17 protein-coding genes and 1 pseudogene are annotated in these 21,085 nt (G+C 35.6%); 6 read left to right on the plus strand and 12 right to left on the minus strand.

What is annotated here, in order from left to right; translation table 11 throughout:
• Positions 1 to 74: 74 nt before the first annotated feature.
• The 3 genes from zwf to gnd are packed head-to-tail and all read left to right on the plus strand — an operon-like array spanning position 75 to position 3,803.
• On the plus strand, positions 75 to 1,592 hold the full coding sequence (gene zwf / locus A6A20_RS07135; protein ID WP_279572793.1) for a glucose-6-phosphate dehydrogenase: 1,518 nt from the start codon (positions 75 to 77) through the stop codon (positions 1,590 to 1,592).
• Between the two features lies 1 nt (position 1,593).
• Positions 1,594 to 2,298, plus strand: coding sequence for a 6-phosphogluconolactonase (gene pgl / locus A6A20_RS07140; protein WP_279572794.1), 705 nt, complete (start codon positions 1,594 to 1,596; stop codon positions 2,296 to 2,298).
• Positions 2,299 to 2,348: 50 nt separating this feature from the next.
• A complete protein-coding gene (gene gnd, locus A6A20_RS07145) occupies positions 2,349 to 3,803 on the plus strand; it encodes a decarboxylating NADP(+)-dependent phosphogluconate dehydrogenase (protein ID WP_279572795.1) in 1,455 nt (484 codons plus the stop codon).
• Between the two features lie 208 nt (positions 3,804 to 4,011).
• Here gnd and A6A20_RS07150 read toward each other — a convergent pair whose 3' ends face one another.
• From A6A20_RS07150 to gpt, 5 genes are all read right to left on the minus strand, one after another.
• Positions 4,012 to 5,610: an ABC transporter ATP-binding protein gene (locus A6A20_RS07150; RefSeq protein WP_279572796.1), complete on the minus strand. Its 1,599-nt coding sequence runs from the start codon at positions 5,608 to 5,610 to the stop codon at positions 4,012 to 4,014.
• Between the two features lie 9 nt (positions 5,611 to 5,619).
• Entirely contained in the window at positions 5,620 to 6,522 is a 903-nt protein-coding gene (gene oppC / locus A6A20_RS07155) for an oligopeptide ABC transporter permease OppC (RefSeq protein WP_279572797.1), read from the minus strand.
• An 8-nt stretch (positions 6,523 to 6,530) separates the two neighbouring features.
• A complete protein-coding gene (gene oppB / locus A6A20_RS07160) occupies positions 6,531 to 7,454 on the minus strand; it encodes an oligopeptide ABC transporter permease OppB (RefSeq protein WP_279572798.1) in 924 nt (307 codons plus the stop codon).
• Between the two features lie 63 nt (positions 7,455 to 7,517).
• Positions 7,518 to 9,155, minus strand: coding sequence for an ABC transporter substrate-binding protein (locus tag A6A20_RS07165; protein WP_279572799.1), 1,638 nt, complete (start codon positions 9,153 to 9,155; stop codon positions 7,518 to 7,520).
• A gap of 217 nt (positions 9,156 to 9,372) precedes the next feature.
• Positions 9,373 to 9,834 carry a xanthine phosphoribosyltransferase gene (gpt, locus tag A6A20_RS07170; protein WP_279572800.1) on the minus strand — a complete coding sequence of 154 codons (462 nt, stop codon included), beginning with the start codon at positions 9,832 to 9,834 and terminating at the stop codon, positions 9,373 to 9,375.
• A gap of 223 nt (positions 9,835 to 10,057) precedes the next feature.
• Here gpt and A6A20_RS07175 point away from each other — a divergent pair, with 223 nt between their 5' ends.
• Positions 10,058 to 11,512 (plus strand): aminoacyl-histidine dipeptidase, encoded by a 1,455-nt coding sequence (locus A6A20_RS07175; protein WP_279572801.1) that lies wholly within the window; start codon positions 10,058 to 10,060, stop codon positions 11,510 to 11,512.
• 272 nt (positions 11,513 to 11,784) lie between these two features.
• Here the strand turns inward: A6A20_RS07175 and A6A20_RS07180 are convergent, their stop codons facing one another.
• The 6 genes and pseudogenes from A6A20_RS07180 to A6A20_RS07205 form a co-directional block, all read right to left on the minus strand.
• On the minus strand, positions 11,785 to 11,997 hold the full coding sequence (locus A6A20_RS07180) for a transposase (protein ID WP_279572802.1): 213 nt from the start codon (positions 11,995 to 11,997) through the stop codon (positions 11,785 to 11,787).
• Between the two features lie 33 nt (positions 11,998 to 12,030).
• Positions 12,031 to 12,624, minus strand: coding sequence for an IS630 transposase-related protein (locus tag A6A20_RS07185; RefSeq protein ID WP_279572803.1), 594 nt, complete (start codon positions 12,622 to 12,624; stop codon positions 12,031 to 12,033).
• Positions 12,625 to 12,642: 18 nt separating this feature from the next.
• Positions 12,643 to 13,257: an IS256 family transposase, variant Zn-binding type gene (locus A6A20_RS07190; protein WP_424585444.1), complete on the minus strand. Its 615-nt coding sequence runs from the start codon at positions 13,255 to 13,257 to the stop codon at positions 12,643 to 12,645.
• 363 nt (positions 13,258 to 13,620) lie between these two features.
• A complete protein-coding gene (locus tag A6A20_RS07195) occupies positions 13,621 to 14,001 on the minus strand; it encodes a hypothetical protein (RefSeq protein ID WP_279572805.1) in 381 nt (126 codons plus the stop codon).
• A 13-nt stretch (positions 14,002 to 14,014) separates the two neighbouring features.
• Positions 14,015 to 15,079: pseudogene (locus A6A20_RS07200) on the minus strand (IS1595 family transposase).
• A 364-nt stretch (positions 15,080 to 15,443) separates the two neighbouring features.
• Complete coding sequence (locus A6A20_RS07205; protein ID WP_279572807.1) at positions 15,444 to 15,731, minus strand: hypothetical protein; 288 nt, start codon at positions 15,729 to 15,731, stop codon at positions 15,444 to 15,446.
• Between the two features lie 52 nt (positions 15,732 to 15,783).
• On the opposite strand from A6A20_RS07205, the gene A6A20_RS07210 reads away from it, so the two are divergent.
• Together A6A20_RS07210 and A6A20_RS07215 are read left to right on the plus strand one after the other, a co-directional pair.
• Positions 15,784 to 17,817, plus strand: a complete 2,034-nt coding sequence (locus tag A6A20_RS07210) for a site-specific DNA-methyltransferase (protein ID WP_279572808.1) — start codon at positions 15,784 to 15,786, stop codon at positions 17,815 to 17,817.
• A gap of 1 nt (position 17,818) precedes the next feature.
• Positions 17,819 to 20,509 carry a DEAD/DEAH box helicase family protein gene (locus tag A6A20_RS07215; protein WP_279572809.1) on the plus strand — a complete coding sequence of 897 codons (2,691 nt, stop codon included), beginning with the start codon at positions 17,819 to 17,821 and terminating at the stop codon, positions 20,507 to 20,509.
• Positions 20,510 to 20,705: 196 nt separating this feature from the next.
• Here the strand turns inward: A6A20_RS07215 and A6A20_RS07220 are convergent, their stop codons facing one another.
• Positions 20,706 to 21,044: a helix-turn-helix domain-containing protein gene (locus A6A20_RS07220; RefSeq protein ID WP_066113649.1), complete on the minus strand. Its 339-nt coding sequence runs from the start codon at positions 21,042 to 21,044 to the stop codon at positions 20,706 to 20,708.
• Positions 21,045 to 21,085: the final 41 nt, after the last annotated feature.

Consider the following 21,085-nt stretch of genomic DNA (forward strand, 5'->3'; position numbering starts at 1 on the left):
CCAATTAGTGAAAATCAAATTAATCGGTAATATAACAAAAACATAATATATTAATTCATCAATAGGAAAGCAACATGACCAAAGTAGAAACGAAACCAGAGAACAGCACCATTGCTATTTTTGGTGCATCAGGGGATTTGACCCAACGTAAACTTATTCCCGCATTTTATAATTTGTTTTTACATGGCAAATTGCCTGAAGATTTTGCGATTTTGGGCATTAGCCGTACGGATTATAGTGATCAAGCCTATCGAGATAAGGTAAAACAAGCCTTAATTGAGTATGAAAAGATTGATGAAACCCCTTTGTTAGAGGGTTTTTTACAGCATATTTATTATGTGCCAGTCAATACTTCTGAAGTAAGCGAATATGCTAAGGTAAAACAGCGTTTAGCAGAGTTAGAAACTCAACATCATACCCAAGGCAATGTGGTTTATTATCTTTCTACTCCGCCGAGCTTATACGGCGTTATTCCAGAATGTTTAGCAGCACATCAATTAAATTCTGAGCAACAAGGTTGGAAACGTTTAGTGGTAGAAAAACCTTTTGGTTATGATTTGCAATCTGCTATTGAACTTGATGACAAAATTCATCAATATTTCCAAGAACATCAACTTTATCGTATCGATCATTATCTTGGCAAAGAAACTGTACAAAATTTATTGGTATTACGTTTTTCAAATGGCTTGTTTGAGCCATTATGGAATCGTAATTATATCAATTATGTAGAAATTACAGGGGCAGAATCCATTGGAGTAGAAGATCGAGGTGGCTATTATGATGGGGCTGGGGCAATGCGTGATATGTTCCAAAACCATTTATTGCAGGTATTAGCCTTGGTTGCTATGGAGTCGCCAGCAGTAATTAATGCGGACTCGTTGCGTAATGAAGTGGTAAAAGTGTTGCAAAGTTTGCACCCATTATCGGAGCGAGATTTAGAGGAAAATTTGGTACTTGGGCAATATACCAGCTCAAAAGTGCGTGGTAATGCGTTAGCAGGCTATCGTGAGGAAAAAGGGGTTGATCCAGAATCTCGCACCGAAACCTATATGGCATTGCGTATGCAAATTGATAACTGGCGTTGGAGCGGTGTGCCGTTTTATGTGCGTACAGGAAAACGCTTACCAACCCGTGTTACAGAAATTGTGATTCATTTTAAAAGTACGCCACACCCTGTATTTAGCCAAAATGCCCCTGAAAATAAATTGATTATTCGTATTCAGCCTGATGAGGGGATTGTAATGAGCTTTGGTTTGAAAAAACCGGGGGCAGGCTTTGAAGCTCAAGAGGTATCTATGGACTTCCATTATGGCAATTTAGAAGAGTCGCACGTTTTAACTGCCTATGAACGGTTATTGCTTGATGCCATTAAGGGCGATGCTACCTTATTTACCCGTAGTGATGCGGTACAAGCCTGTTGGCAATTTGTCCAACCTATTTTGGACTATAAAACCAAACCTGATTTCAAATTACATGGTTATGCTTGTGGTACTTGGGGACCTGAAGCAGCAGATCAATTAATGGCAAGAAGTGAACGTGAATGGCGTTTCCCTTGTAAAAATTTAACCAATACCAATTATTGTGAGCTTTAATATGAATAAAACCATTTTTGCTACGGCACAACAAGCCGTAGAGCAAATCGCACAAGAGCTGTTGGTTTATAGTCAGCAAGATCGCCCTGTGCATATTTCTTTATCTGGTGGCAGTACACCAAAATTATTGTTCAAAACCCTAGCTCAAGCTCCTTATCAGCAGGGTATTCATTGGCAAAATTTACATTTTTGGTGGGGCGATGAACGTATGGTTGCCCCTACTGATCCTGAAAGTAATTATGGCGAAGTACAACATTTATTATTTGATCATATTACTATTCCAGCAGAAAATATTCATCGTATTCGTGGTGAGCAAGATCCTGAACAAGAATTAGCTCGTTTTAGTGCAGAATTAAAACAATATATTCCCACAGGTCAATTTGACTGGATTATTTTAGGTATGGGGACTGATGGACATACAGCCTCATTATTTCCACACCAAACGGATTTTAATGATACACATTGGGCTGTTATTGCGAAACACCCTGAAACAGGACAATTACGCATTTCCAAAACCGCTCATTTACTTGAACAAGCAAAACGTATTACTTACTTAGTAACAGGGGCAGCGAAAGCACAAATTTTGCAAGAAATTCAAGATAATGATGCAGAGCAATTACCTTATCCTGCCGCCAAAATTAAGGCAAAAAACGGTAAAACAGATTGGTATCTTGATCAAGATGCCGCTAACTTATTGCAAAAATAAATAAAAATCTAACCGCACTTTTTGTGGTTACCAAACAACAGGAGAAAACAATGTCAGTAAAAGGCGATATCGGCGTTATCGGTTTAGCGGTAATGGGACAAAACTTAATTTTAAATATGAATGACCACGGTTTTAAAGTGGTGGCTTATAACCGAACCACCTCAAAAGTTGATGAATTTCTTGAGGGGGCGGCGAAAGGAACTAATATTATTGGAGCTTATTCCATTGAGGACTTAGTCAGCAAATTAGAAAAGCCACGTCGTGTTATGTTAATGGTGCGTGCAGGTACGGTAGTGGATCAATTTATTGATGCCCTTGTGCCACATTTAGAACAAGGCGACATCATTATTGATGGTGGTAATTCCAATTTCCCTGATACCAATCGCCGCGTTGAGGCTTTGCGTGAAAAAGGTATTCGTTTTGTTGGTGCCGGTGTATCAGGTGGCGAAGAGGGAGCAAGACACGGACCTTCCATTATGCCAGGTGGTAATGAAGAGGCTTGGCCATATGTAAAACCTATTCTACAAGCTATTTCAGCTAAAACTGATAAAGGCGAACCTTGCTGTGATTGGGTTGGTAAAGAAGGGGCAGGGCATTTCGTCAAAATGGTACATAATGGCATTGAATATGGCGATATGCAGTTAATTTGTGAGGCTTACCAATTCTTAAAAGACGGATTAGGGCTAAGCTATGAACAAATGCAAGCTACTTTTGCTGAATGGAAAAAAACAGAGTTAGATAGCTATCTCATTGATATTACAACAGATATTCTTGGTTATAAAGACAGCGATGGTCAGCCATTAGTAGAAAAAATCCTTGATACCGCTGGACAAAAAGGAACAGGAAAATGGACAGGCATTAATGCTCTTGATTTAGGTATTCCATTAACCTTAATTACCGAATCTGTCTTTGCTCGTTGTGTATCCTCTTTTAAAGAACAACGTGTTGCCGCAGAAAAAGCCTTTAATAAACAAATTGGCAAAGTAGAAGGTGATAAACAAGTTTGGATTGAAGCGGTACGCAAAGCCCTACTTGCCTCAAAAATTATTTCTTACGCACAAGGCTTTATGCTTATTCGTGAAGCATCAGAAAATAACGGTTGGAATATTAACTATGGTAGTACAGCATTATTATGGCGTGAGGGTTGCATTATTCGTAGTGCATTCCTAGGCAATATCCGAGATGCTTATGAAAACAACCCAGACCTTGTTTTCCTAGGCTCAGATCCTTATTTCAAAGCTATTTTAGAAGACTGTTTAGCTGATTGGCGTAAAGTGGCGGCTAAAGCCATTGAAATCGGTATCCCAATGCCTTGTATGGCATCAGCCATTACTTTCTTAGACGGCTACACCACCGCACGCTTGCCTGCTAACTTATTACAAGCACAACGTGATTATTTTGGTGCTCACACTTACGAACGTACCGACAAACCGCGTGGCGAATTCTTCCATACCAACTGGACAGGAACAGGCGGTAATGTATCTTCAAGTACTTATGATGTGTAAAAACTAGTTTAACTAAAACCACCTTTCTATGTTTCTATAGTAGGTGGTTTTATTATATAGTCGTTCCACTTTAGAATAATACGGTGTTGGCGCCTCACTGTACAATTCTTCTTCGGCGTCCCCCTTATCTTAAATTGAAACAATTATATATCGCTATTAGCAACATCAAAGATATCATTCAAAAACTTACCTCTCTTTTTAGTTCACATTAAGTTAAATTTGATGCTGTAATTAGTCGTTTAGTGTAATCTTGTTGTGGATTATTAAAAATCTGGTCGGCATTGCCTGTTTCCACTATTTTTCCTTGATTCATTACGATAATACGATCACTTAATGCCCGAATAACAGCTAAATCGTGGCTAATGAAAATGTAGCTTAGACCGTATTTTTGCTGTAAGCGATTGAGGAGTTCAACTACCGTAATTTGGGTTGAACGATCTAATGCTGAGGTAGGTTCATCAAGTAGCACAAATTTAGGCTCAAGGATAATTGCTCGAGCGATGGCGATACGTTGCCGTTGTCCACCTGAAAATTCGTGGGGATAACGGTTTATCATTGTTGGCGATAAATTCACCTCTTGTAACATTTGGCAAACTTTTTCTCGCCGTTCTGCTTTACTTAGTGTTGGACAATGTACTGTTAATCCCTCACCAATAATTTCGCCGATAGTTAAACGTGGTGATAAAGAATTAAAGGGATCTTGAAACACCATTTGCATATCTTTTTTCAAGCATTGATGTGCCACTTGATCTAATTGTGCAAGGTTAACGCCATTAAAGCTCAAATTACCCTGATAAGGCAAAATTTGCATAATCGCTCGTCCTAAGGTGGATTTACCTGAACCTGATTCACCAACAATGCCTAAGGTTTCTCCTATATTGAGTTCTAATGATAGAGGTTTTACCGCATTAAATATTTTCTTTGGCTTACCAAATAAATTACGTTTTAATACATAATCCACAGAAATTTGCTCAGCCTTGATTAATGTACCTGCTGTTGGACGTTGCTGAGCTTTGAAGTGGGTGGGAATAGGGGTAAGCAATTCTATGGTGTAGGGGTGTTGAGGTTGTGCAAATACCTGTTGGGTATTGCCTTGTTCAATAATTTCGCCATTTTTCATTACACAAACTCGATCAGAATAACGGCGAACTAAGCGTAAATCGTGAGAGATCAGGATAATTGCCATTCCCATTTCTCGTTGTAATTCAAGCAAGAGATCGAGGATTTCGGCTTGTGTTGTTACATCAAGAGCAGTAGTGGGTTCATCAGCGATGAGTAAATCAGGCTGGTTGATGATTGCCATTGCGATCATTATTCGCTGTAGTTGTCCCCCTGAAAATTCTTGTGGATAGCAATCTAATTTTTTCTCTGCCTGCGGAATTTTTACTTTGTGAAGAGCTGATAATGCCATTTGTTTGGCTTGTTTTTTATTAATCTGTGGTTGATGAATATGTAAAGCTTCACTAATTTGTTTACCTATGGTCATATAGGGATTTAACGAGGTCATTGGTTCTTGGAAAATCATACCAATGCGATCACCACGTAATTTCTGTAAGGCTTTTTCATTGAGATCAAGAAGAGATTGTTCCTCAAACAGAATTTGTGAGTCTTGCCCATAACGAACAATATTTTTAGGAAGCAATTGCATAATTGCCATTGAAGTTACCGATTTGCCTGAACCTGACTCGCCAACAATAGCAAGGGTCTGTCCTTTGTCTAATTGAAAAGAAACCGAACGTACCGCTTGCACATACTGATCATCAGTTTTGAGTTGTACTTTTAAATTTTTTACTGCTAATAATGCCATTCACAACTCCTATTTATCTTTTGGATCGAGGGCATCACGCAAGCCATCACCAATAAAATTAAAACAAAATAAGGTTAAACAAAGAAAAAATGCAGGAAAAATCAGTAACCAAGGAGAGGTTTCCATTTGCATTGCCCCATCACTTAATAACGCTCCCCAACTGCTCATAGGTTCTTGCGTACCCAAGCCGAGAAAGCTCAGGAAAGATTCAAATAAAATTAATGAAGGCACTTCTAAAGAAGCATAAACCACCACAATACCTAAGACATTGGGAATAATATGTCGCCAAATGATTTGACGGCGAGAAACGCCACATACAACCGCCGCCTCAATAAATTCTTTGTTTTTTAGGCTAAGGGTTTGCCCTCGTACAATTCGGGCTAAATTGAGCCACGCAATCATACCTATTGCCACAAAAATTAATAAAATGTTTTTACCAAATAAAGTAACTAATAGAATCACAAAAAACATAAAGGGAAAAGAACTTAATATTTCTAGCAAACGCATCATAATCATATCAGTTTTGCCACCAATATAACCTGAGATTGCTCCATAAATTGTGCCAATTAATACTGCAATCAACGCACCTGCTATGCCCACCATTAATGAGATACGTCCTCCTATTGCCACTCGTACCAATAAATCGCGCCCAGAACTGTCTGTACCAAAATAATGCCCTGAGGCAAAATCAGGCGCAATCCCCATCATATTCCAATCAGTATCTTCATAGCTAAATGGCATAAGCATTGGGGCAAAAGTAATAAATAGCACAATAAGTAATAAGGTCATTAAACTGGCTACCGCCGCTTTATTACGAAAAAAACGACGACGTGCATCTTGCCATAGGCTACGCCCTTGTACCGTTTGCTGGCTAAGTTGTTGAGCAAGCTGTTGTTTTTCTTTATTTAACATAACTATCCTTAAGAATAACGAATTTTGGGATCGATAACAGCATATAAAATATCCACAATGGCATTAAACAAAATGGTTAATGTACCGACTAAAATAGTGAGGCTAAGCACTAGAGAATAATCTCGATTTAATGCTCCATTAACAAAAAGTTGACCTATCCCGGGTAATCCAAATACGCTTTCAATTACCATTGAACCTGTAATAATCCCCACAAAGGCAGGCCCGAGATAGGTTATTACTGGTAACAAGGCTGGACGTAATGCGTGCTTAAAAACAATTTGCCACATTGGTAGCCCTTTGGCTTTCGCAGTACGAATAAAATTAGTATGCAATATTTCTATCATTGAGCCTCTTGTTATTCTTGCGATACCTGCCACATAACCAATGGTTAAAGATAAAACAGGTAACACCATATAATAAAGCTGTCCTCCATTCCAACCACCAGCAGGTAGCCATTTCAAATAAATAGCAAAAAATAATACTAATAAAGGAGCAAAAACAAAGCTCGGCATAATAATGCCTGTCATCGCAAAAGACATTATCAAATAATCCCACCAGCTATTTTGTTTAAGTGCGGCGATTGTTCCTGCCAATAAACCAATAACAACAGCTAAAATAAAAGCCACAATGCCTAATTTGAAGGACACTGGAAAAGCTGAGGCTATAAGACTATTGACCGTTTGATCCTTATATTTAAAAGATGGTCCAAAATCCCCTTGTGCAAGGTTTTTTAAATACAATACATATTGTTTAGATAAAGGCTCATTAAAATGATATTTCGCTTCAATGTTTGCCATTACTTCTGGTGGATAAGCCTTTTCTGAAGTAAAAGGGCTACCCGGTGCTAATCGCATGAGGAAAAAAGAAACGGTAATCAAAATAAATAAAGTTGGAATAGCTTCTAATAAGCGTTTTAACATAAATTTCAGCATTATTTTCTCCGTTTTAGTCAAAAATACCCTTAAGGTTCAACACTTAAGGGTATTTTGTATAACTTAATGCTTAATAATATAGAGATTTCTTAATAAAATATCATCTTGCGGATCTTTGCCAGTATAGCCTTTTACATAAGGTTTTACTAAACGCGTATTCACATAATTATAGACAGGAACAATAGCAAAATCCTGTGCAAGCACCTGTTCAGCTTTAGCATAAACCTCTGCTCGCCCATTAGCATCTGCCACTTGATAAGACTGTGCTATCACATCATCATAATCCTTATTCTTATAGAAAGCGGTATTATTGCTAGAATTGGATAAGAAATAATTGGTAAATGAGCTTGCTTGGTTATAATCGGCTGACCAACCAGCACGAGCCACATCATAATTACCTTGACGCCGACTATCAATGTAAGTTTTCCATTCTTGATTTTCTAATTTCACATCAATTAAACCTTTCGTATTCGCTTTCCAAATAGAAGCTGCAGCAATCGCTACTTTTTTATGATTTTCGTTCGTGTTATATAAAATAGTAAATTTTAATGGATTAGCTTTACTAAATCCCGCCTCTTCCAATAATTGAATCGCTTGTTGATTACGCTCAGACATTGCTTGTGAAGCATAAGCAGGCTGTTGTATTTTTTCGCCTTCTTCAATGTAAGTTGGGGTAAACACATAGGTTGGCGTTTGCCCTTGAGCAAGCACTTTATCAGTAATAATATGACGATCTAAAGCAAGATTTAACGCTTTACGCACACGAATATCATTAAATGGTGCTTTCGCATTATTAAGTTCATATAAATAGGTTGCTAATGTTTTACTTACAAAAACTTCATCTGGTATATCTTGCTTAAGTTTAGTAAATTGCTCTGGTGGCAAGGTATAATGAGTAATATCTAAATCCCCTGCACGATAGCGTTGTACGTCCGTAGTTGGGTTTTCAATGGCTAAAAAGGTTGCGCTATCAATCACCGTTTGCTTGTCATTCCAATATAACGGATTACGTTTAAACACAATCTTTTCATTGATAACGTGTTCAGCAAGGCTATAAGCACCATTCCCTATATGATTACCGACTTTTACCCAATTTGTTCCATACTGTTCAATGGCTTTACGAGGTACAGGCAATAAAGATTGATGAGTGGTTAAACCTACGGCATAAGGGACAGGCTGATCGAGTTCTACTACCAAGGTATAATCATCAACAGCTTTAACACCAAGCTCTTCTGGCTGTTTATGACCATCAATAATATCTTGAGCATTTTTTACCTGTAAATAAACGAGAAAACTTGCATAAGGCGAGCCTGTCGCTGGGGTAACTAAACGCTGCCAAGAATAGACAAAATCTTCTGCGGTAACAGGATCACCATTTGACCATTTTGCCTCTTTACGTAAATGAAATGTCCAAGTTTTAAAATCAGGACTACTTTGCCAAGATTCCGCTACACCCGGTTGTTCGTGTCCATATTCATCTTTAGTTACCAAGCCTTCATACAATTGAAAAGCCACTTGTGCTTCAGGTAAACCTTCTGTCAAATGCGGATCAAAACTTTGTGGTTCAGAACCATTATTAAGGGTAATTTGTTGTTTTTCTGCCAACACCGTCCCTGCTGGAACATTTGCTGCTAGTGCAGAAAAAGACAGTCCACAAGCGATTGTAGTAGCGAATAAATAACGGGTAAAAACAGTTGCCATATGATGTTCCTTATAAGCAAAAATAAGGTTTTATTAGTAACTGAAAATCTTATCTTTGTAAAGAAATAAATCTGACTTGAGGGTAATTCATTGAATATTATAACCATTTCAATTTAAAGTGAGCCTGCTATAAATTATTCATTATCAACGATAACAATAAAAAAATGCGGTCAAAACTGACCGCACTTTTCTACTTTCCGCTAAAATCAAAGATAAATTACTTACGCGAAAGCGGTGGTACAAAAGAAATGCCCATATCCCAAGGTTGTTCAATCCAAGTATTTTGAGGAATGCTGATAATATAATCATCAACTAATTCTGCCCCTGCTGGTTTAGCAAACACAGTAACAAAGCGGGCTTTTGGATACATTTCTCGGATTGCTCGAGCTGTGTTGCCTGTATCTACTAAATCATCAACAATCACAAACCCTTCGCCATCGCCAATTTCAGCTTTATGTAGCACTTTTAATTCGCTTTGCTGATCATGATCATAACTTGCAATACATACCGTTTCCACATAACGAATTCCTAATTCTCTGGCTAATACCCCTGCAGAAAATAAACCACCACGACTTACCGCAACAATCCCTTTCCATTGCGAGGCGGGCAATAATCCTTCGGCTAATTTACGGGCATGCATATGGAACATATCCCAAGTTACCACATATTTTTCACTCATAAGACACACCTTATTGTTAGTTTTAAATAAAATTGGGTAAGGATAACCTGAAATTGGATTTCATGCTATTATTTATGTGAAAATTTTGCGAATTTGCAGTAATTATCCACATTTTCAGCAAAATATAATCGTTTTCTATTTATCGTCGTTTCACTTTAAAATAAGACAAAGTGGGACAACTATACCTCAAGTTATAACCATAATCATTATATTAGGAGAAATAATGACACAACTACAAGCCCTACAACCTCAATTATTATGGCAATGGTTTGCCCAAATTTGTGCTATTCCTCACCCGTCCTATCACGAACAACAATTAACTCAATTTATTATTGAATGGGCAAAAACAAAAGATTTTTTTGTTGAACAAGATGAAGCGGGTAATATTTTAATTCGTAAACCTGCCACTCAAGGATATGAAAAACGTAAAGGCATTGCCTTACAAGCCCATTTAGATATGGTGCCACAAGCCAATTCCAGCTCTCACCACAATTTTATAACCGATCCCATTCAACCTTATATTGACGGCGAGTGGGTTAAAGCTAAAGGTACTACCCTAGGTGCAGATAACGGCATCGGTTTAGCCTCAGCGTTAGCGGTGTTAGACAGCGAAGAATTAGCTCACCCTGCATTAGAAGTCTTATTAACCATGACCGAAGAAGCTGGTATGGAGGGCGCAATAGGTTTACGTCCAAATTGGCTAACTAGCCCAATTATGATTAATACAGATACCGAAGAAAATGGCGAAATCTATATGGGTTGTGCTGGTGGACTTAACGCCAATGCCGAAGTGCCTATTGAATGGCAAACCAATACCTTTCCTTATTGTTATCAATTACAATTAACAGGCTTACAAGGCGGGCATTCAGGCTGCGATATTCATACTGGGCGTGTTAATGCCATTAAATTACTGGCTCGCATACTCACAAGTTTGCAAACTCAAATGGACTTTTGTTTAGCGGATATTACAGGCGGTTCAGTACGCAATGCTATTCCTCGTGAGGCTTTTGCGACTTTAGTCTTTGCTCAACAACCTAGCCAATTACAAAGTGCGGTGGAGAAATTAAAAATTTTACTGCAACAAGAATTGGCAATAGCAGAACCGCAATTACAACTCAACTTAGTGGTTCAACCATTACCAAATCAAGTATTTAGCCTATCTTCAACCCATAAAATCATTCAATGGCTAACCTGTTTACCTAATGGTGTTATTCGCAACAGCGATATGATGCCAAATGTGGTAGAAACTTCATTAAGTACAGGGATTTTACTGACAGAACAAAATAAGGTAAAAGCCATTATTTTATTACGTTCCTTAATTGAAAGTGGCAAAGAAGAGGTTAAAAATCAATTAATTGCCTTAATGGCATTGGTGGGTGGCAAGGTGGAATTTAGTGGCGATTACCCCGGTTGGGCACCGCAAAAAACCTCTGAAATTATGCAATTAACCAAAACGATTTATGATCAAATTTTAGGTTATGAATCTGTGGTAAAAGTGATCCACGCAGGATTAGAATGTGGCTTAATTAAACAAAAATACCCTGATATTGATGTGGTTTCCATTGGTCCAACCATTTTAAATGCACATTCACCTGACGAAAAAGTGCATATTCCTGCGGTACAAACCTATTGGCAATTACTTACCCAGATTTTGGCACAAGCACCACACATAATTTAAAGGTGTAATGGACAAAATGGTTGCTAATAATAATTTTCTCAAGTTGTTAGCAACTCTTTTTATTTAAAAAATCCTTTATAAACATAATCTTACGCTTTCTGCTTAATCCATTATGATTAATTAATTTCCGCTTAAGTTCACTAAATAAACCTTCTAACCGATTTGTTGTTTTTTCAAAATTTAATTCCGTATGCTTTTCAAAGGTAAATAAATATTTTTCATAATATTTAATACTCGCTAATGCCCCTCTTAATCCTTTATAGTAAAACCCATTAAAAATCGCTACATAACCACATAAAATAAAAGAATAGACGATCAATGCAATTTAACCGCCACTCTTTACGTTTTTGCTTTATCCAAGCCCAAGTGCGTTCAATTGGATTAAGGTCAGGACTGTAAGGTGGGAGCCAGAGAATGGTATGCCCCGCGGCTTCTATCAATGCTTTTGTGTCTGAACCTTTATGAAAAGCAGCATTATCCATCACAATAACACTGTTATCAGGAAGTTGCGGAAGTAATCACTGCTCGACCCAACCATGAAAAACATCGCTATTGATACTGCAATCATACAGCCCCACAGCAAAGAGCTGTTGATTAAGTACAGCACCGATGGCATTACTCTGGTTTTTAAGTTGCCAGTTGGATTGGCTAAGACAAGGCTTACCTCTTTGAGCATACCCATGCGGTCTGTTGTCATGCATTTTAAAGTCGCTTTCATCTAAATAAATGATTTTTCTTCCCGCTTTTTTAAATGCTTTTAGCGCATTAAGAAAAGACTTTCGTTTTTCAGTATCTGCTTGAGAATGCGCTAACGTCTTTTTTTTACGCGTTATTCCTAGCCTTTTCAAAGCTGTACAAATGGCGTTTTGGCTACAACCTAAACGCTGTGCTCGCTGCCATTGATAATCATCGGGATAAGCTTCAACATCGGCTTTGAGGAGGTCATTATCAATCTTATAAGGTTTAACAATACGTTTCTTTCGTTCAGGGTTTTTCTTCCATCTCTGGATGGTGTTAGTACTGAGCTGAAACTCTTGTGCCAATTCTCGAAAGCTTGCGCCACCTTCGAGTTTGGCTAATATCATTTGCCGGTAGTCTTTTGAGTATGCCATGTGAATATTGTAGCGTATTTAATTAGATTTTACTATATGTTTATAAGGAAAATAACCTTTTTCATTGCATTTCTCTGAGCGTTCATTCAAATAATCTTGATGTTTTAAATACCAATAATGCAAACGACGAAAAAAATCATATTTTTGGCTTTCTTTTAAGGTTTTCATAATAATTTTTAATTCCTTTCCAGCCTGAGATTGATGTTTTTTTCTTAATTTTCTCATCACCATTGCCACAAGATGAAAATGGCACATTTGAATAGGTGTATTGAATATCTCTTTTAACAGTCCACGACGACCGTCGCAGGTAATTGATTGAATAATATAGCCTTTTTCTCTTAACCGATTTAATACTGTTTGATAATAAATCTCCTTTTCTGTTTTCACCATTTGATGATAAATCACTTTTTCTGTGAGGCTATCCATTAACACTAACACACCAAAATCTCGCTTAAAGAAAGTGGTATCCATAATAATATTTAGGTGTATTGATAGAGGAAGTTTTAAAGCTGTTTTAGGGGATTTATTAATATCTCTTTGGATTGTTTTAACAGAGCATTGATATTTAATTGCAAGTTCTTTATAGGTCTGTTTTCCTTGAGAATAATAAAACCAAATTTCAGTGGATTTAATTTGTTTTGAAAGGTAAAAGTTTTATTACAATGATTGCATTTATAGCGTTGAAAATTATTTCTAATACCATGTTTTTTTATCTGTTTGTTTAAACAGAATGGACAGTTTTTGGTTCATTGTTCAAAAAAGTGAGTTAAAGCCTTGCAGTATACGGTATTATGTAGCAGTTGCACAAAGTTAAAAAATCAACCCATCAACCGTTAAAAACAAAAGCCTTTAGCGCAATAATATGCTAAAGGCTTTTTAGTTGAAATCGCTTTTGTTGATTCTTTACGACTGGCAAGATCTTTCCCACAATAAATCGTTTATAACTGGCGGATAAGCGAGATTTACCCTTACCGCAAGTTAGTTTAAAAAGCGTGGTTATTTGAGATTCTTGTACTGTTGCCAAAAATCATCGTGAACATCTGTTTTTGAGGGAGATAACAGTATTCTTGGGTAAAGCACGAACGTTGGCATGAGGGGTAATGAATCAAATTGAGCTTGATTGCTGATTTTTATTTTAAGGTAGCCAAAGTGATATATTATACCGATAAACAGCACCGTCATCTCAAGCATAAAAAGAACGGTATTCACTGCACGAATAATTTGAATACTCAATATATCAGGATAGAAATACGCCAGTCCTTTGCTCGTCAAGAAAATCATCAAAGCTGCAATCATAGAGTGCATAAGCGGTAATTGTTTTAATCGTTGGTAGATAAAAATCACTGCCAAAATATAAATCAAAATCAATGTTTTCATCATGTTTCCTTAATTAGGCTATCTTTAAGTAGTGTCGATCATTCGAAGCGGTGAGGCTTGCTAAGCCAAACACCGCATCACCTTTTTTGTTACCTTGCCAATACCCTGTAAACTCTCGTGATGGCAAGGTATTTAAGCAACCAGTTAATAGTTGCTCAACTTTCTCTTTTACGCTCTTTTGGTGATTATCTTCTCACCACGCTATTTCATTGGCATAGAGCATCAGGTATTTATTGCTCATTTTGTGATAGATACCTGTTATCGCTCGCCACAGCCTTGCGAAAAAAGATTCAGCAAGGTTATTGGTGATGCCGTCAATCGAACAGTATGCTTGTGAATGATTGACTCGCCATAAATCATAATGAAAGGCTAAATCATCATAGGCAGGATTTTCATCGGCATAAATTTTGCTATTCGGTTTGACTAAGCGTTGAGTTAAATTGAGTATATCTTGCGTATTTTCCTCTTTCACTAACGCCACAATACTTCTATCAGCCCCTTTTATTATCGCTTGATTAGCAGCTCGTTGGCGAAATACCAATACACAAGATTTATCTGTACGCTGATAGCGCTTTTTTCGTCTATCAATACGTTTATGGCGAAAGTTTTTAGGGCGAATGTAGTAGTTTATATAAGCCCCATCAATATGAACCTCGCCATTCAGCGGTGTTAAATCTTTGGTTTTTTCTAAACTTTCCCTGAATTTATGTAAAAGCACCCAAGCTGTTTTATATTGCACGTTGAGCTTATGTGATAAGGCAATAGCGGATAATCCCTTGCTTTCAGTCGCAAAATAGAAAATGGCCAATATAATTTTACGCAAAGGCAGTTTTGCACCTTGAAAAATCGTGCCTGCGGTAATGGAAAAACGATAACAACAATGTTTGCATTGCCATTGTTGGCGAGTTTTAATGAAGTAGGCAGAATGACGAATACCGCAACGAGGGCAAACTTGCTCTTCTTCTGTTCCCCATCGGGCCTTTTTGAGTAGAGCCAGTATTTCAGTATCAGCAAGCCCAGCCACTTGTGTCAGTGACAAGCAGCGAGCTTTTGCAGATAACAGGAAATGCTGTGCCATAAAAAAACAAAAGTCCCTTTATTACAACTCTCGATTTTCCAAGCCTTTTTAGGCTTAAAAACAATCAAAAACTGTAATAAAGGGACTATTATCCGTGGCGAAAATGATATAGATTATTGGGTGGCATGTCAAGCGAAATTTTCAGACAAAAATCAGAATGTTTGTCAAGTTATTTTTAATAAATATTGCAAAATAATTTTAAGTTTTTGATAAAGAAAGATTATTTTTTAGGAATAATGGGTTATATTTATGGCATTTACCTTGTTTGCTTTATTTTTAATCAGTTTTAATTCAATGAACTGGATAAATAATGAGCAATTTTAATGTTAAGCCACCCCAAAGGGTGGCAACAAAGGAATTAGTATTAAGGAAAGCGATAATATCTTTTACTATCAACAATGATGGTATTCTTATCCACTAATTTGGCGCTAAGATTTTCTATTTTATCTTCTGCTTCTTCGTTTATTTCTCCCATATCTATTGTTTTCGCTTTGACTTGTGCGCTAAAAGCATCTTGAGTTAGTGAATAGAATTTAGCAACTTTGTGTAAACTAAACCCTATAAATTCTAATATATTATGCTCAGGAGTGATATTTAGCTTACCTAGTTCATAAATAGGGAAGTTGATACCACTAACTCTTTTATTTCCCACATATCTATCCTATAATCAACTTCCTTTCCAACAAAATGCTTAGGAACTTTATATGCAAACTCAACTATTAAAAGAAATTAATTCTGTTTTAAAGGGCTTTCCACAATATTGGAATGGTGAAACATTGAAACGAAGCGAAGTGATTACGGCTATAGAAAACAAAGAACCATTGATAATAAAAGCTTTAGCATCGAATGAAAAATTAAAACAGCAGTATAGCACCGACATTGATGGCATTTTATTATTTGATTTTGCTAAATTAATCAATTTGATTCAATATAAGGAGTATTGGAAAGACAGCTTTACAAAGTATAAAAACAAAATAGGTTTAACATCTAACGGTAACTATTTAATTGATAGTGGTGATATTGTTTTAGATTTTCCTTTTAAAGACTGCATGCTTGAAGGTGGCATGAGTAAATCTGAAATCGGAAAAAATGAAGTTTTTTACAATGAAATTATTGCAGCTGACGAAATTGATAGACTAAAACAACCTAAAGTATTAGTTAATGCAAAAAGATACTCTGCTGACGGTGTAGAAGATGGTATTTCAAAAATAACCTCCGATGACAACTTAATCATTAAAGGGAATAATCTATTGGTTTTACATTCACTTGTCACGAAATTTCGTGGCAAAGTGAAATTGATTTATATTGATCCGCCTTATAACACGGGTAACGATAGCTTTAAATACAACGATAAATTTAATCATTCTACTTGGCTGACATTTATGAAAAATCGTCTTGAAATTGCCAGAGAATTATTGGCTGATGATGGTGTGATTTTTGTGCAATGTGATGATAATGAGCAGGCTTATTTAAAAGTTTTAATGGATGAAATTTTTGGTAGAGAAAATAGTAAAGTTACATTATATGTTCAAGTAAGATTTGCTAATAAGACATTAAATGAAGATAACGATTATCAGAAAATAATGGAACATATTTTTGTATATTCCAATACAAATTATAGACCTAATAAAGATAAAATTGAATATTCATATGATTCTTTCTGTTATGAAATTAAGGAATTAGAAAAAGGTAAAACTGAAATTATTGGTGGTAGAGAAGTTATTATTTTTGAACCGCATCAATATAGAATAGATAAAGTTAAACCACATAAAAATGCCTTAAAAGAAACATGGGCAACGGGTTCATTAGTTAAACAAGGTGGTTCAGCAGCTGAATTTTTACATTTATATCTTAAAGAACGTAAAGATAAAGATGGATTAGGTGTTTTATATAAAGTGATTGGAATGGGAACAAAAGGAGATGGTTTAGGATACAGATATATTACAGGTCCAAAACAAGCAACAGCTATAAATGGTAAATTTTATACAGGAATCCCTATTGAAAAACAATGTTCTAATGAAAATGCAAAGACCATTCCAATAAAAAATTTATTAAAAGATGAAGATATCTATATCGATAATTTTTGGGATTACAAAGATAGTTTTGGAAATTGTAGAACCCAAGGCGGAGTGGCTTTTAATGGTGGAAAAAAACCAGAACAATTACTAAAAAGAATTATTGAAATAGCAACCAATGAATCCGACATCATCCTAGACTATCATTTAGGTAGCGGAACAACTGCTGCTGTGGCACATAAAATGAACCGCCAATATATCGGCATTGAGCAAATGGATTATATTGAAACACTTGCCGTTGAACGTTTGAAAAAAGTAATTGATGGTGAGCAAGGTGGTATTTCCAAAGAGGTAAATTGGCAAGGCGGTGGTTCATTCGTCTATTGCGAATTAGCTAAACTAAACCAAAACTATGTAGATTCTATATTAAGAGCAGAATCTACCGAACAGCTAAACTCTATTCTTGATGTTATGCAACATGAAGCTTATCTTAATTACCAAATTGAGCTAGAAAACCTATTGAAATCAACCTATGAGGTAGATGGTGTTGAACATGAAGTTGAATTTTCTCAACTATCTCTTGCTGAACAAAAAGAATTGCTGATTGCATTGCTAGATAAAAACCAGTTATATGTAAACTTATCAGAAATTGACGATGTGAAGATGAATATCTCTGATACGGACAAAAAGTTCACTCAAAGTTTCTATCAGTTGGAGATATAAAATGGCTAAGAAAAAGACTTTAATTATTGATGATAGTGAACTACTGGTTAGAAAATTAAGACAGCGATTTAAAAGGAACTATCTAGATCTATTCGGTGATAATGATCGTTGGGACTGTTCATATATTCAGAATAACCTCAAGGATAAACTACGCCCATATCAGGAAGAAACACTATTTTTCTTCCATGATTGTCAATCTAATAGCAAAACTGAGCTTAATTTCCGCCACTTAATGTTTAATCTAGCAACAGGTGCAGGTAAAACCATGTTAATGGCTGCGACTATGTTATATCTGTTTAAAGAAAAGGGGTTCCAAAATTTCCTGTTCTTTGTTCATACTGATGGAATTCTACAAAAAACCATTGATAACCTAGTCAACACAGGGTCTTCTAAGTATTTATTTACTCAAGTCATTGAAATTGATGGTAGAGATATAAAAATTGAACAAGTTGATGTTTTCCCAAAAACACCAAATGACAATACAATTTACTTAAAACTAGCAACTATTAATAAGGTTCATTTAGACTTAAACATTCAAAAAGAAAATGCTATTACTTTTGAAGATTTACAAGATATACCATTAGTTATGTTGGCTGATGAAGCGCACCATTACAATGCGGCCACCGCTTCAACTAAAAAAGAAAAAGAAGATGCTGGCAAATGGGAGAGAACAATTGAAAAATTGCTCAATATAAATAATTGCAATCGACTATTGGAGTTTACAGCAACTATTGATTTATCTAATGAAGATTTATTTAACAAATATAAAGATAAAATTGTGCAACGCTACGATTTAAGAAAATTCATGGAAGATGGATTTTCAAAAAAAGTAATGTTACTACAAGTCAATCAAGATGATAAAACTAAAATGCTTGATGCCATTTTGCTTAGTCAGTATCGCAAGCTAATTGCTAGTAAGAATGGCATCTTAAGTTTCAAACCAGTGATTATGTTTAAATCAAATCAAATTGATGTGTCAATAGATAAACATGAAGAGTTTAATCAAGTTATTAATGATTTGACTGTTGAACAAATTACTAATCATTTACAAGATAAGCAAAAGGTATTATCAGATAAGCCAGCAAGCATTTGGCATAAAGTAGCAAAATTCTACGGCGAGTTAGATTTGCAAGATGTGCTTTTAGGTATTAAAAAAGATTTTAATGAATTAAATATCATTAATGCAAACGGCAAAGAAATGATTGATGAAGGCAATGCTAAAATACTCAATACATTAGAAGATGTTAACAACCCTTTCCGAGTGGTCTTTGCTGTTGCCAAACTAAATGAAGGTTGGGATGTATTAAACTTGTTCGATATTGTCAGAATTAGTGAAAAAGCTGTTTCAACTTCAGCTAGCACTAATCAAGAAGCTCAATTAATTGGTCGTGGAGCAAGATATTTCCCATTCTTTTATAAAAATGAAAAGCTAGGAAAAAGACGATTTGATAATCAAAATACTGAATTAGCTATTCTAGAACAGTTGCATTATCACACTATTAATGAAACGAGTTATATCAATAACTTAAATAACTCAATTACACAAACTCGTTTGCTGACTAGTCTTGATGGCTCAGAACAGGTTTTTACTGTGAAAGTAAAAGAAAGTTTTAAAAAGACTTTAGCCTATCAAGAAGGAAAACTATATCGTAATAGAACTAAATCAGTTAGCCCAAAAGAAAGAACATTATACTCTTACACTGATAAGGACATATTTTTATCTTATAAGATTGCTGATGAAAGTTTATTATCAGAAATCCAAAATTTAAACCTTGCTAACTTTAAAAGTAAATCAGTTAAGGTTGAAACATTAAAAGCTGGAAGATCATATTTTAGAAAAGCTATTCAACGACTGAAATTTTATCAATTTAGTAACCTAAAACGATACTTTCCTGTTTTAAACAGCATTGATGAATTTATCATGGATTACTTAAGTAGTATAAGAGTACAAGTAACAATTCCAGAAGGATTGAATTTAAGCGAACTAACACCCAAAGAAAGGCTAAATCTACTAGAAGAAGCACTAGCTAAGATAGCAATTAATATTACCAAAAACTATCAAAAAACTACTGGCACAAAGGTGTTCTATGGTACAGCTCTTAATGAGATTGTTAAAGATTACGAAATTAAAGTAGAAGATAGTACAGATAACATTTCTCAAAAAATTACCGCTAAAAATATGATTGGTAAGAAATGGTTTGTTTATGATAATGCAGTCTTAAATCAACTAGAACATCAAATGTTAAGCGATATGCATGAGGTCATCTCGAAGCTTGAAGTAAAGTATAGAGATGTTTATCTCATTCGCAACGATGAAAGATCATCTAGTTTCAAATTAACTGAATTTGATGGTGTTAGAGGGTTTATGCCAGACTTTATCTTAATTCTAAGCAATGATAATGAACAGACTTTCTATCAGGTTATTCTTGAACCAAAAGGGGAACCATATTATCTACAGGATAAATGGAAAGAGAATATGCTCGAGCAGATGAATGGAGAGGATATTATTATAGAGGAATCTGATAGAGTAAGATTGGTAGGGGTGAAATTCTATAGGCAATTCAATGATGGTACTACGGATTTTACTCAAGAATTTTTTGATGATTTGGCTAAGAAAATTTTTGATGGAAAATCTTTAATTGAATCAAAATCAACCCTTATTGATGATAAACAAGGCTTGCTGTTTGACTAAATAGGCTAACAAAAGCACGCTATATGCGTGCTTTTATTTTGCAACATCTCTATGATGCAAATATCTTACGTCTATATGAAAAACTTTTCGCTACTCTCTCATATAGCCTTTCTAAAGACGATTACCTCTAATAATAGCTAATTTACTATTCATACACCAACTAATTTTAGCCTCTAATAGCAATCATTTCTAACAATTATTTTAGCTCTTCTGAAACCATGGTTGCTGTTTGATGAATGATTTTCTGACCTAAATCTGTTGTACTTCTTACTTTCTCAATTAATTCTAATTCTTTAGATGTTAAAGTGGAATTATCGATTTTATTAATAAACATCTCACCATTCCCTGTAATCAGCCAATTCAAATTTACATTCATCTTTTCACAAATTTTATTAAGAGCCTCTGCATTTGGATCTCTTTCTTCTCGTAAGTAATTTTGAACAGAACGATAAGGAATTTCTGTTAATTCTGAAAAGGCTTTAATTGTTAAAGATTGAGCGTCAAGCAAAGCTTTTAATCTATCACTTATGTTCATTTGAGCATTCCATATTGACTTTATATGTTCTTTTTGGTATA

The sequence above is a fragment of the Volucribacter amazonae genome, assembly GCF_029783845.1.
Classification (GTDB): Bacteria; Pseudomonadota; Gammaproteobacteria; order Enterobacterales; family Pasteurellaceae; genus Volucribacter; species Volucribacter amazonae.

Coding starts and splice junctions, on each gene's coding strand:
- zwf (WP_279572793.1), top strand. CDS start 75: ATGACCAAAGTAGAAACGAAACCAGAGAACAGCACCATTGCTATTTTT.
- A6A20_RS07150 (WP_279572796.1), bottom strand. CDS start 5,610: ATGGCATTATTAGCAGTAAAAAATTTAAAAGTACAACTCAAAACTGAT.
- A6A20_RS07185 (WP_279572803.1), bottom strand. CDS start 12,624: ATGGCATACTCAAAAGACTACCGGCAAATGATATTAGCCAAACTCGAA.
- A6A20_RS07195 (WP_279572805.1), bottom strand. CDS start 14,001: ATGAAAACATTGATTTTGATTTATATTTTGGCAGTGATTTTTATCTAC.
- A6A20_RS07215 (WP_279572809.1), top strand. CDS start 17,819: ATGGCTAAGAAAAAGACTTTAATTATTGATGATAGTGAACTACTGGTT.
- A6A20_RS07165 (WP_279572799.1), bottom strand. CDS start 9,155: ATGGCAACTGTTTTTACCCGTTATTTATTCGCTACTACAATCGCTTGT.
- gnd (WP_279572795.1), top strand. CDS start 2,349: ATGTCAGTAAAAGGCGATATCGGCGTTATCGGTTTAGCGGTAATGGGA.
- oppB (WP_279572798.1), bottom strand. CDS start 7,454: ATGCTGAAATTTATGTTAAAACGCTTATTAGAAGCTATTCCAACTTTA.
- gpt (WP_279572800.1), bottom strand. CDS start 9,834: ATGAGTGAAAAATATGTGGTAACTTGGGATATGTTCCATATGCATGCC.
- A6A20_RS07210 (WP_279572808.1), top strand. CDS start 15,784: ATGCAAACTCAACTATTAAAAGAAATTAATTCTGTTTTAAAGGGCTTT.
- oppC (WP_279572797.1), bottom strand. CDS start 6,522: ATGTTAAATAAAGAAAAACAACAGCTTGCTCAACAACTTAGCCAGCAA.
- pgl (WP_279572794.1), top strand. CDS start 1,594: ATGAATAAAACCATTTTTGCTACGGCACAACAAGCCGTAGAGCAAATC.
- A6A20_RS07175 (WP_279572801.1), top strand. CDS start 10,058: ATGACACAACTACAAGCCCTACAACCTCAATTATTATGGCAATGGTTT.
- A6A20_RS07220 (WP_066113649.1), bottom strand. CDS start 21,044: ATGAACATAAGTGATAGATTAAAAGCTTTGCTTGACGCTCAATCTTTA.